Source organism: Romboutsia faecis (assembly GCF_014323405.1).
GTDB lineage: Bacteria > Bacillota > Clostridia > Peptostreptococcales > Peptostreptococcaceae > Romboutsia_E > Romboutsia_E faecis.
The window spans coordinates 61,192-73,025 of record NZ_JACRWE010000003.1 but is presented as its reverse complement, the minus strand read 5'-3'; the positions used below and the strand labels follow the sequence as shown (position 1 = coordinate 73,025).

At 28.6% G+C, this 11,834-nt stretch carries 13 protein-coding genes; 4 read left to right on the top strand and 9 right to left on the bottom strand.

The features are described from left to right. A complete protein-coding gene (locus H8923_RS06785; RefSeq protein ID WP_330596633.1) occupies positions 1–276 on the bottom strand; it encodes a cation:dicarboxylate symporter family transporter in 276 nt (91 codons plus the stop codon). A gap of 160 nt (positions 277–436) precedes the next feature. On the opposite strand from H8923_RS06785, the gene H8923_RS06780 reads away from it, so the two are divergent. Then, on the top strand, positions 437–1,579 hold the full coding sequence (locus tag H8923_RS06780; RefSeq protein WP_147541219.1) for a hypothetical protein: 1,143 nt from the start codon (positions 437–439) through the stop codon (positions 1,577–1,579). Between the two features lie 227 nt (positions 1,580–1,806). Here H8923_RS06780 and H8923_RS06775 read toward each other — a convergent pair whose 3' ends face one another. The 5 genes from H8923_RS06775 to H8923_RS06755 all read right to left on the bottom strand — a co-directional run bounded on the left by H8923_RS06775 (position 1,807) and on the right by H8923_RS06755 (position 6,435). Beyond that, on the bottom strand, positions 1,807–2,598 hold the full coding sequence (locus H8923_RS06775) for a peptide arginase family protein (RefSeq protein ID WP_147541220.1): 792 nt from the start codon (positions 2,596–2,598) through the stop codon (positions 1,807–1,809). Between the two features lie 360 nt (positions 2,599–2,958). Further along, positions 2,959–5,259: a hypothetical protein gene (locus H8923_RS06770; RefSeq protein WP_153973155.1), complete on the bottom strand. Its 2,301-nt coding sequence runs from the start codon at positions 5,257–5,259 to the stop codon at positions 2,959–2,961. 14 nt (positions 5,260–5,273) lie between these two features. Further along, the gene (locus tag H8923_RS06765; protein ID WP_153973156.1) at positions 5,274–5,468 is read right to left on the bottom strand and encodes a hypothetical protein; all 195 of its coding nucleotides are present in this window, start codon (positions 5,466–5,468) and stop codon (positions 5,274–5,276) included. Positions 5,469–5,480: 12 nt separating this feature from the next. Then, a complete protein-coding gene (locus H8923_RS06760; RefSeq protein ID WP_153973157.1) occupies positions 5,481–5,909 on the bottom strand; it encodes a hypothetical protein in 429 nt (142 codons plus the stop codon). Positions 5,910–6,264: 355 nt separating this feature from the next. Next, positions 6,265–6,435 (bottom strand): hypothetical protein, encoded by a 171-nt coding sequence (locus tag H8923_RS06755; protein WP_153973158.1) that lies wholly within the window; start codon positions 6,433–6,435, stop codon positions 6,265–6,267. Between the two features lie 196 nt (positions 6,436–6,631). Here H8923_RS06755 and H8923_RS06750 point away from each other — a divergent pair, with 196 nt between their 5' ends. The 3 genes from H8923_RS06750 (at position 6,632) to H8923_RS06740 (ending at position 7,433) form a co-directional block, all read left to right on the top strand. Further along, complete coding sequence (locus H8923_RS06750) at positions 6,632–6,808, top strand: AbrB/MazE/SpoVT family DNA-binding domain-containing protein (protein ID WP_153973159.1); 177 nt, start codon at positions 6,632–6,634, stop codon at positions 6,806–6,808. Between the two features lie 65 nt (positions 6,809–6,873). Then, positions 6,874–7,083, top strand: coding sequence for a hypothetical protein (locus H8923_RS06745; RefSeq protein WP_153973160.1), 210 nt, complete (start codon positions 6,874–6,876; stop codon positions 7,081–7,083). A gap of 98 nt (positions 7,084–7,181) precedes the next feature. Next, on the top strand, positions 7,182–7,433 hold the full coding sequence (locus H8923_RS06740; protein WP_153973161.1) for a hypothetical protein: 252 nt from the start codon (positions 7,182–7,184) through the stop codon (positions 7,431–7,433). Positions 7,434–7,733: 300 nt separating this feature from the next. Here H8923_RS06740 and H8923_RS06735 read toward each other — a convergent pair whose 3' ends face one another. Genes H8923_RS06735 through H8923_RS06725 form a run of 3 tightly spaced genes read right to left on the bottom strand, consistent with a single transcriptional unit; the run spans position 7,734 to position 11,834 of the window. Further along, positions 7,734–10,739: a phage tail tape measure protein gene (locus tag H8923_RS06735; protein ID WP_153973162.1), complete on the bottom strand. Its 3,006-nt coding sequence runs from the start codon at positions 10,737–10,739 to the stop codon at positions 7,734–7,736. 16 nt (positions 10,740–10,755) lie between these two features. Then, the gene (locus H8923_RS06730; RefSeq protein ID WP_153973163.1) at positions 10,756–11,289 is read right to left on the bottom strand and encodes a hypothetical protein; all 534 of its coding nucleotides are present in this window, start codon (positions 11,287–11,289) and stop codon (positions 10,756–10,758) included. A 2-nt stretch (positions 11,290–11,291) separates the two neighbouring features. Beyond that, positions 11,292–11,834, bottom strand: coding sequence for a major tail protein (locus H8923_RS06725; protein WP_153973164.1), 543 nt, complete (start codon positions 11,832–11,834; stop codon positions 11,292–11,294).

The window sequence follows — 11,834 nt, the reverse complement described above, 5'->3', positions numbered from 1 at the left end:
CTAAGCTGTTTTCTCACTATTACTCTTATTTTCACTTCCATTGAAAACGTCTTTATCTAATTTTCCTAAAGACTTTCCAACTGCTATAGCTGTTGTACTAGCTCCATTTACATTTATCATAGTACGTCCCATATCTAATATAGGATCTATTGCTATTATACCAGCAGCTAGTGGGAAATGAGCTCCTAATCCAACACCTGATAAAACTACTGAAACAGCCATTGTTGCTGTACCAGGAAGACCCGCTATACCAAGAGAACTTATTGTTATAAGCATCTTATATGCTCATTATTGTTGCTTTATACTAGGGTTTATTAGATATAAGTTATAGCATGATGATGTTTAATGGTGTCATAATGGATACAAAATCTTTTGGTGACGTCAACAAATTCAATTTAATATGTTTTGCATCAAAACATGTTAAGGAGATAATAAAATGAAAAATAATAATGGTAAATTTAGAAAGAAAAAAATATACTTCACTCAAGTTAGTAATTATGCACTAAGAGATAAGTTCTTATCGTTTAGTGCCAAGGGACTTTACTCTTTAATACAAAGTTACATAACTATACCAGATTTTGATTTATACAAAAGTTTCTTAATGGAGATTTCAGAAGAAGGTAGAACTGCATTTGATAGAACATGGAAAGAGTTACAAGAATTAGGATACTTAAAAGTATACAAAATGAAAGATGAAGAGACAGGTACTTTCTACTACGAATATGAATTATTAGATGAATCAGAGTTAAATGACGATGATAGGTTTAATAAGGCTAAAGAAATAAAGAAAAATGTTTATAAAACTGTAAACAATGGTTTTAAAAAGAAGGGTACTATAGTTTCTGTAAATGGAAATAGTCCAGATACACAGACTGTGAATGTAGATAAAAACGTTGAAAAAACACCAATTACACAGACTATGCACATGGATAAATCCATAGATACAGACTGTAACTCTGGAGACTGTGACTCTATAATAATACTTAATAATAATACTTATTCAGTAGTTGTAGAAGAACATCATGAACAAGAAGAGTCAATAGATAAAAACATTAATGTAACAATAGTAGAAACTAAGTGCAAACTTAAAAGAAAGTTAACTGATACGCAAAAAGAATTTGTGTCTACTTGTAATACAGATAAACTATTAAAATCTATAGAAATTGCTAATGAAATCAATCCAGAGTCTTATACTTTTGGATATATAAAAGAGATATATAACAATGATAAAAACTTTATAGAAAAGAAAAAAGCCCCTGTTACTCGCAATAACAAGGACTTTAACAAATCAAATATACAAAATTATAATAATATTATAGACAATTTTGAGCCAAAGTACAACCATAAAAATAGATTTAATGCTGGATCTAATAATGACGCTATATTTAGTTTTGGTAGTGCTGAAGCATTAGAGAAACATTTATTCGAAGTCCAAAGTAAAAAATTTAATAACCGTAGTATTAAACATGAGTTTAAGAAAACTAGCTTTCATAATTTTAAAGAATCATTTACTAAATATTCTCCTGAAGAATTAGATCTTAAAATAAAAGAAAGTCAAAGATTAAAATATGGTGAGTAATTTGTTTCATATGATTACTTTTTAGAAATAGTTATAAATTGATATATTGATACTGGAGTTATCGGGATTATTTTATTAGCTATATTAGTTGATTATGGTATGCTCTTATTTAAATAGAAATATAATAAGGACTCCAAAACATTTCGGAGTCCTTATATAAAATAAAATATCGAATTTAAATGAAATTTTATTGTAAAAATTTAACTATATATACTACAAAAAGTGAATTAATCTATTTCTATATACTCTTTAAAGATATCAATAATAAAATCTGCACTTTTAGGAGTATAATTAGGAGAAATACAAAATGTAATAAAGTCAAAATCTCCATTATATTTTACATCATCAATATTTTTTTTAATCTCAAATGGAACTTCAGGCTCTAATATTGAATTATTTAAGTATTTTTTTTCCATACTAGTTCTATTGTCACCAAATAATTCAAATAATTTTGTTAATTTATATTTATTATTATAGGGTAATTGTATTATTCCGCTTGAATCTTGAAAATTTTTCATAATAAATATTGGATAATCATCACCAAATCCATTTGGATTAGCAACATATGTAAGTTTAGAAATCCATCTAAAAGCAATTGCAAATAGAAGATAATCACCTATTCCAGGCAAACTATATTCTTCAAATAGATTTTCGTAATTTGGAATATTAACCCTTTTATCTACATCTAAACCTAATAAATTTTCAAAAATAAAAAATTGAGAAGCAAAACCTAACCCTAAATCAGCATGCGAGTCTACATGTATCACTTCAAAAGGTGCTCTAAGGGCTTCAATACTTACTAAATCATTCCAATAATATAATGCTTCATGGTGATTTTGTACTATTTTACCTTTGATTTTACTGTTTGTTGAAAGTCCCAAGTTATTTTCAATAAAATCAATAATTTTCTCTTTATTCCAAGGTTTATAATCTTCACTAACTCTACTTGTACACTCTTGAGGTATGGAATAAGGTACATCTTCTAAAAAATAATCCATATCAATATCTAAAACCTTCACTCAATTATCCCCCTCATTTAAATTAATTTTATAACTGTATTATACTATATAAGGATATAAGATAAGATTAAATTTTGATAAAATCATACTTTTCTTGTGTTTCTTAAAATAATCAATCTATTTATTTATAACAATTAAATATAATTTACTATAAAACTAAAATTTTATAGGAGGACATGCAACTTTTTACTACTAACTATCATACGCTATAACATGCGTAGCGAATATGTAAGCGTTAAGCGACGCTAGTCGTAGTGTCATATGAAGTAAGCGGTTATGTTAGCTTTAGCGAATTAGGCTAACTTCATGCCTTTTTAATGCAAAAGCTACAACCATTGGAAACACTAAAAACCACCAAACCTAATTTATAGGTGGTGGTAATTTAGTAATAAATGAAGCGTAATTTTTAGTCGTTTTAATTAATGCAAGGGCATGGTATCTTTCAAGATTTAATAAGTCATCTTCTTCGTAACCAAATTGTATTAAGTTAGATTTTAAATCCTGATAAGCTTTTACATCAGCTCCTTGTATTAACAAATATGATGTTCCTGAAGCCTTTAATGCTTCTTTGCATTGTTGCGTTAGTTGATTAAGGTAATGTAATGCAACAATGGATACTAAATCAAATTTACGTGCTTCTACAAATATATCTTGATACAATAATTGACAGTTATGGCACTTGTAAAATTCATCAAAGAATAAAAATGTTTTAGGTTGTGTTGTAGTTGCTAATATCTGTTTACTGAGCCATATTCTGCTTAAAAAGTATGTTGCTAAGATGTTACGAATCATTTTACTAGGGAATTTTGATTCGGGTATTTTAATTAATATAACTTTATTTTGACTTAATAAATCAACAAAATTTAAGTTATTTTCGCTAGACTTCATAAAAGCCAACTTAGTGTGTGATGAAGTTTTAAGGTGTATAGATCTATCAATAATGCCTTCAACCTTAGAATCGTTATTAGATATTTTACCACTCTTCTCTTCTTTATCAAGTTCTTGAAGGGTATACACTTCATCTTCTAATAATGCCCTCAGTGACTTTGATAAAGAATCAATAAATGATTTTCGTTTACCTGGTATTGTGAGACAGTTTATTACATCTTTTAAACTTGCATTATATTTTGTAGTAAATACAACTGTACCTGCTGCGTATAAGTATTTAAGCATCTTTGGACTTAGTTTGGATGTGTCATCATTAATGGAGTCTAGTAATACTGCGATTTGTTGTGTATGAAGTGTTGCATTTGTTATCTTTTCATAATCAGACATACTATCATTTATCTGTATTTCATTATATGCAAAACTCTGTATCTGATTAGGATTACTACAATCAATCTCTATTAGTTTATCTTTAGGAGTTATTGATTTAATCGACTCAGATAATTCACAATTATTAATTATATCTATGTTAACAAGACCATAACCAGCTTGAATAATATCACTTGCATTATTAGTCATGAAAGTAGTTTTACCAGCTCCCATACAACCAAGATACGCCATGCCTAAACGTGATAGCTGGTTATCATTAGACTTGTACGCATTGGTATTTGTTTCTTTAACCTTTACATTACCAAGCCTAAAGAACCCTGTTTGTAGCTCTTTGGGAACTGGATTTTCTAATACTTTTAAGTGTTCAATATCTTTAAAATGTTGCAATAATTCACGACCTGGCATTTGTAAAAAGTTGCTACATTCTTGAGTGCTAGTATCATTAAGTTTGCATGGGTATTGATAGTCTAATATATCGAAGTCTTTTTTTACTTCATCATAAATAAGTGCATTATCTTCATCTATTATTGAAAAATTTTCACATGTAGCTCTTGCATTAACTTCTTGATTTTGAGTATTACTTGATTCAGATAATACCATAATTTGACTTCTGCATAATACAGAGTTTTCTTTCTTATAAGTTGCCTTAGATAATTCTTTATTTTGAATAAGAGTTATGTTATTTTGAATAGGTGCTTTTAAATCATTCTGAGTCCCTTCTATTAGTCCATCTATAGTATTTGCTAAAAATCCAAATGCTACTTTGATGATGTACCAAATATTCTTTTTATTTTTATCAAGTGGCTTATTCTTTCTATATTTCTCCATAACCTCTTTATGATAATCTTTGAATGAATTAAGAATAGTTGGAGAAGAAGGGACAAAGTTATAAATTATCCCTATCTTATCATTATTTTCAGATTCTAATATATCCATTATGTTAAGTGTGCTTGATAGTAAGTCGTTATTACGTTTATCAACTGCCAATGACAGTGCGTCAGCCTTCTTATACGATAAACTATACTTTGTAGCATCTTTTGAGAATTGAGGTAATTCATTAACTTCTTTTATTTCAACATTTCTCCATGTATCAGAAATTTTTTCTTTGAATAACCTTTTATATGGTACTGGTATTATAAAGTAAAATTCTGCCTTACTTTTTTCTAAATAGATATAGTAACTAACTTTACATTCAGTTTTAAAGAATATTTTCTGTTGATCTTTATAAACCCTCTTAGTTAAATCTAAATACATCTTATTGACTAACTGCGCTAATTTATCAGAGCTATTATTCTTGCAACTAGAATGAGGTATTAATTTAAAGAAAACATACTTCGGATTAACTATTTCAAAATAATCACTTATCTTTATAGATTTAACCTTCATAACATAATGACTTCCTATTTAATTACAACGCTGAATATACATTGAAGTATAGTATAGATTATCACTGATACAGTAGTTCCATTTTTAAACTTCTCACTACCTGCCATACCTAACAATATACATATCATCGATGCAAATAAACATACCCAATACATTAAAGATGATGTAGTTATTAAAATTCCATTAAGTTTACTAAATATCCAATCCATAATAAATACCTCCTAGAATAATCCTTTTATTAAATCAAATAACCAAGGTAAGAAATATAGAACTCCAAATCCTAGACCATACATTGCCACTATACTTCCAACACTATCTAAATGACCTCTCATACAATGCTTTATTACATCTTTGCTACAAAGTATTATCCCTATCCAGTAACCAACTTTTCTAATTAACTCCAATATTTGCATACCAGCTTTATCTATAGCTGTTGTATCCATCGCAAATGATGTTACTGTACTCAAATCAACTGTTAATGCTATTATTAGCACTAATGTCATATATTTTCTTTTATTTCTTTCTATATGTCCTATTACTGCGTCTAAATAACTTAATTCATCATTTAATAATACCGATTGCTTATTTTCTTGTATTGCTCTAAACTCCTCAAAAGTATAAATTTTAACTTCATTTATAGTAAATAACATGGATAAAATCCTCCTATTTTAGAAACAATAATCTTATAATAAATTTATCTTTGGAGGTACGATATGACTTCTGGAATGATTTTCTTTGGTGGATATATAACTTGTTACGCATTTGTTGAAATAGCCGTTAGATTTTTTTAGATTCCGTTAAGGAGTCTTTTTATTTTATATTTTGATTCAGCTCCGTTTTTTTAACTTTCATATCACGAATTTTTTCCAAATAAATCCATTTTGTTAATTAATTTGAAGGATTTAATTGCGTATTGTAGAAATATATATTGAATTATATTTTTATAGTTCACTGTGTTAGGATTCCTATTGCTTTCTGAGGGTCGATAGGAGTCCTTTTTAATTTTTATTTTTCTTCCAACTCTTCTTTCATCTTTTCCCTTAATATACTTTTGATATATGCACTCTTATTATTCCCATATGACCTAAATTTATCTTCCAACCAATCTAGCAATAATTTATCATCCAAATCGGTTGTTTTAAAGCTAACAGGTATAACTATTGGTTTATATGCCATCATAACCTCCTTATCTAATTTTTTATAAGATTTTATAATCTTAGTTAATATTATGTATAGTTAGTTAATATTGTGCTTGTACTTTTCCATAAAATTAAAATAAAGATAACCAATCATTTAGATTAATTATCTTTATTTGAAAAATTAATTGACTTAATTAACGAGTCGTTATATAATTAAATTAAGAGGTGAACAAATGAAAGAAAAAAGAGACTTGAATGTTATGTTTGCTAAATCTGGATCAGGAAGTATTACTAGTAGATTGACGATTCCAATAGCATGGGTTAAAGAAATGAATATAACTAAGGATGACAGAACCGTTGAAGTTACTTTTAATGAAGAAAGTAAAACAATAACTATCAAGAAAAAGTAAAACTAATCCCTGCTCCATTGAGTAGGGAGAATCACACCTCAAATAAATACAGAAAGGAGAATAAAATGAAGACTGGTATAAGAAAACCTAACTTAAAAAAATCCATCAAAGCACATACTACTGGTAAACTCAAAAGGCAAGTCAAAAAAGCTGTTATACCTGGGTATGGTAAAAAAGGAATGGGTTGGATTAAAAATCCTAAAAAAGCCGCCTATAATAAAGTTTATAATAAAACAACATTTAGTATATGGAATATATTTAAAATATTTAAATAAAAAAGAGCCTACACACAATGGTATAAGCCCTAAGTCACAATTAGATTATATCATATGTGTAGCCTTAAAACAATTGATAAATTTAAGGGGGAATACAAATGAGAAGTGTAGTAATAAACAATGAATTTGTTAATGAAGTGGAATTAGAATTAGGAAAAAAATATAGATTGGCAGATGGTTTTTATGGTGATTTGGAAGGGACATTAGTTAATATTAGTGAATATTATGTATGTACAGATCCTAATATCAGTGTACATGAAGAATTGAATATAACATTAAGAATGGATGATAGTTGGGATGATAGAAATATACTAGTTGATTTTATATGTCACGTTGAGGAAATAGCTTAAGATATATTTAAATTAGTCTTCAAACGTATTATAGTAACTAGTTATGTAGAATTTACATACTCAAATATTATTAAATTTATATAAGAAAAGGCTATAGTTTTTCATTATTGAATTTACCTATAGCCTTAGTATTTACATATCTATTTTTTGAACCAGTACAGATGGAATAGTTACATCTACTCCGCTGACACCTATTATTGTAATATCTTGTTTAATACTAAAAAATAAGGCCTATAATACTCCTTTTCGGAATACTATAGGCCAATTTAATAAATTTGCAAACTCATTAAAATATGTATTTTATCTACCTTGTAAACGACGCTGTTTTTCATTTTTATTATCTATTTTCTTAATTATTTCATTAATTAAACTATCACTTACTTTTTCTATACTATTAACTGTATTCTTATCAGCATTTCCTTCAACAACTATCAAAGGGGCATGAAAATTCACACTAGAATTATCTTCAACAATCGTTTTCGTTTGAGAAGTAGTAAAAGTAGGTGATGTATAATTCACATCTGATAATTTAATTTTAGGCATATCAAAAGTAGATACCTTTAATTTATCTGTATTTACATTTGTATTTAAGTAGTTTAAATCTAATACCCTACTACTTATTAATCTTGTTTCAGGATGTAAATTAACAGATTGTGTACCAGGTTTTGCACCACTACTTTGTTGAGTTGGTGATCCTTGCGTTTCATATTTTGTAACAACTTTAAATGTAGTTGTAAAAGTTTTAGCAAATCTTGATACAAAATCAGATACATTGGTTTTTAAAGCTGTTACACTTCTACTTGCGGGACCTGTATTTGCACTAAAGTTAATTAACTTAGTTCTGCCTGTATGTTTTGCATCAAAATCACTAGTATTTTTATTTAATGCATTTATGTTATTTTGAGCTGCTTTTGTGTTAGCATCAAATTTAGTAGTTGATGTTTTACCATCCAATTGTTCTATATCTTGCTTAACTTTTTGAGTTTTAGTAGCACTATCACCAGTATTTACATTTACATTTGTCGTTGTTTCCTTCGGCATATTTTTAATATCTTCAGTTGTCTTCTTAATTGCCTCTTGATTTGCTATATTAGCTTGTATTTTTACACGTTCTTCTTCAGGTAAGGCATTAAGAATTTGTTGTAATGTTTCTGGTGTCATTGTTCCACTTGAATCAATGTTGCTTAGAATTGATACTAACTTTTCAGTTGGTATGTTTTTAAGTACATCTTCAAAAGTTTTAGCACCTTCTAAAGCTGCATAATTATCAGCGCTAATTAAAGTTTGCACTTCTTCGGGTAGCTGTTCATACACATTATATAAGTCTAATACCTTTTGCTTATCTTCTTCAGTTTCAACTGTAAACTTAGTCTTAACTTCTTCGGGAATATTTTCATATGTACCAGTTATATCATCCCATGTAGCATGAAAAATCCTAGAAAACTCTTTATCTAGTCTAGCATTTTCTTCATTACGTTGTCTTATTCTTTCAGATAGTGCCTTATGTTCTTCTTCTACTGGTTTTAACCATTCTCGAACGTCTTTTGCTGCGTCATTAAGATTTAAGAACTCAAACATTCCAGCAAGATCTTCGCCTGCTGCCAATACAAATTCTTTAACTTTACCACTCATTCCATCGAATACATTACCTATATCATTACCTAAGAATTGGAAAGCCATAGGCAATAATTTAAGAGTATCCATAACTTTGTTGGTATAATCCATTACATTACTTAAACCAGGTATAACCATAGAGCCTAATGTTTGGGATAATTCTTTCCATTCGTTAGATAAGTCCTGTTGCATAGCCTCATATGATTCTTCATATGCTTGTTTTGCTTCATCCATAGCACCTAAAGTATTTATAACTTCATTACCTAAGTTAGACCATGCCTCTATTACGCCCTCAGAACCATATTCGACAGTACCTTTGAATATCTCTTGAAGTAACCTAGCTCTTTCTGTATCATCGCCAACCTTCATTATAGCTTTAGATACTTTTTTCAAAGCATCAATACTTGTTATTGATCCATCATCAATTTGTTTTTTTAGGTTATCAATATTTATTCCTAAATCTTTAAATGCATCTTTACTAGTATCAGAACCATCGGTTAACGATAAAAAAAACTCTTTTATCATATCACTAGCTTGATCACTGCTCAAACCCGTTGCATTAACACCTTCACTAATCAATGCTAATGCATCTTGTCCAGTTAAACCCAATGTACTAAGTATCGGTGTATATTCAACCAATGTATCTAACCAGTCATTACTAATGTTAAGACCTTTTTGTTCGCCTGCTATAATCATGTCTAATGCTTCAGAATGAGTCATGCCCAAGTCATTAACTGCTGATGTCATAAATCTAACTTGGTTATTATAGTCATACCCCATAGTATTTAATAATTCCATCGATTGAGCCAAATCTTTTGTTTCTTGATTACTTAATTTAAATCTTTTTTGTAGTAATGTAGTAGCTTGTGTAACGCCTTCTAAACTGTAACCATCATCAGCTATTAACTTTATTTGATCATAAAGTGATTTAGCATCCTTTTCTGTTAGTCTTAAATTTATTCTTAAAGATGTTATAGCCTTATCATAGCTTATTGCACCACTTACAATACCACTTGTAAAAATAGTTGTTATTGCTGCGGCTGCTGTTTTAGATACGCCTGCTAAGTCTGTTATGCTATTTACTACACTAGCAATAGAAGATTCAGCTTTATTAGATGATTCTCCCAAGTCTTCTAACGGATTTTCACTGTCCATGTTATTCATGGATGTTTTAATATCATCCATAGACCTTTCCAACTTCTTCATGTCATTTACAGTTTTATCTATATCTGTACTGTACTGTTGTAACTTATGTGAGTTCTTTTGTATTAACTCTGCTTTATTTTCTAGTGCTTTCCTTAAGTCATTTACAGCTTTTTCTTGTTTTGTATATGCTTCTACATTATCAGATTTATTCATTTTACTTAAAGCATCTTCTGCTTCATTTAACTGCTGTTTTAACTCATTATATGCTTTAACCTGTTTTTCAACCTTCTTAAATAAATCATCATACTGTTTATTTTGCATTTCTAACTTCTTAGAATTTGATTCTATAGCTCGTTCACCTTTTCGTAAGGCATGTGTCATAGCTTCCATTTTATCTTCAGCATTTTCAATACTTTTAGTAGCTACATCAAAATCTTTAGATAGATTTCTACTTTGCTTTTTTACATTACTAAGCTCTTTTAAAAATGATTGAGAATCTAAACTCAAACTGGACGTTAGTTTTGCTATTTCTTCACTTCTTGACATTTAATCACCAACTTTCTTAAAAGTATTCTGTACCATTAACAATCTCAGTGTTTTCATCTCCATTGTTAATGTTATTAAATTTTTTATGCGACTCTATTTGACTAAAATAACTTAAAGGTAATATACAATTAAAGTCATTTGTTCTTTTTAATATAGTATGCCACATGTATTCCATATCTGAAAAATTCCAGTCCTCTCTGTTTAAGCTACTTTTTAAACGTCTAAATCTAGCTAACTCAGATTCTTCTTTTTGTTGATTTTTTGGAAATGATATTGATATTAAGTAACATACATAAGTTTTAGCCAAATTTAAATCTATTGATGTTATTTGATTAGTTAACATATCTATGTCTATATCATCATTACACCTTAAAATTGCTTGTATTAAAAATTGATACACTAAATCTTTATCACCATCGAATGCACCTTCTATTATTTCTTCAACTGTGTGCTTTTCAAATATGTATTTCATATTCTTCAAGCAACCCATGTCTAGTCTCATTTTATAGATAGACTTATCTATTTGTATTCCAATTGTACCTTCTAACATTGTTATAGCCCCTCAGGATATGTGACTTTACTAAACCAGTTATCTATTAAAGATTTACTAGCTGTTTCTGTATCTATAACATAGTAAATTAAATCTTTATCTTTATCTCTAAATACATCAAAGTCTATACTTACTATATCCTTTTCTCTACTTCCTTCAAATGTTCTGGCCTTTAAACTATCTTCTTTAAACTGTACATTGTAAAAGACATGATATAATTTATGTCCATTTGCCTTTTCTCTACTAAACATCAATGCAACCCTTGGTGGAGTCCCTAAAGTTACTGCTAAACCATTGTTAATTATTTGATGTCCCAATATTAATGATCTAGCATTAAAATCTAAAGAAAGTAAAGACAACGTACCAGAGGCATCAACTGAAGTGTCAATTCTCTCTGACTTATCTCCATTTTTCTTTATGTAAATGCTATTTCTACTAACTTTTATATTTACATCTATTGCTCCATCCAACTTAACTGGAGTTCCATTTTGTGGACATACATAAATATCAGATAGTCCATAGATAATTTTATGTGAAAGATTCAT

Excerpts from the sequence above, each read along its gene's own strand:
- H8923_RS06725 (WP_153973164.1), bottom strand. The coding sequence starts at position 11,834 with ATGAATCTTTCACATAAAATTATCTATGGACTATCTGATATTTATGTA.
- H8923_RS06780 (WP_147541219.1), top strand. The coding sequence starts at position 437 with ATGAAAAATAATAATGGTAAATTTAGAAAGAAAAAAATATACTTCACT.
- H8923_RS06765 (WP_153973156.1), bottom strand. The coding sequence starts at position 5,468 with ATGGATTGGATATTTAGTAAACTTAATGGAATTTTAATAACTACATCA.
- H8923_RS06735 (WP_153973162.1), bottom strand. The coding sequence starts at position 10,739 with ATGTCAAGAAGTGAAGAAATAGCAAAACTAACGTCCAGTTTGAGTTTA.
- H8923_RS06750 (WP_153973159.1), top strand. The coding sequence starts at position 6,632 with ATGAAAGAAAAAAGAGACTTGAATGTTATGTTTGCTAAATCTGGATCA.
- H8923_RS06740 (WP_153973161.1), top strand. The coding sequence starts at position 7,182 with ATGAGAAGTGTAGTAATAAACAATGAATTTGTTAATGAAGTGGAATTA.
- H8923_RS06755 (WP_153973158.1), bottom strand. The coding sequence starts at position 6,435 with ATGGCATATAAACCAATAGTTATACCTGTTAGCTTTAAAACAACCGAT.
- H8923_RS06785 (WP_330596633.1), bottom strand. The coding sequence starts at position 276 with ATGCTTATAACAATAAGTTCTCTTGGTATAGCGGGTCTTCCTGGTACA.
- H8923_RS06760 (WP_153973157.1), bottom strand. The coding sequence starts at position 5,909 with ATGTTATTTACTATAAATGAAGTTAAAATTTATACTTTTGAGGAGTTT.
- H8923_RS06730 (WP_153973163.1), bottom strand. The coding sequence starts at position 11,289 with ATGTTAGAAGGTACAATTGGAATACAAATAGATAAGTCTATCTATAAA.
- H8923_RS06770 (WP_153973155.1), bottom strand. The coding sequence starts at position 5,259 with ATGAAGGTTAAATCTATAAAGATAAGTGATTATTTTGAAATAGTTAAT.
- H8923_RS06745 (WP_153973160.1), top strand. The coding sequence starts at position 6,874 with ATGAAGACTGGTATAAGAAAACCTAACTTAAAAAAATCCATCAAAGCA.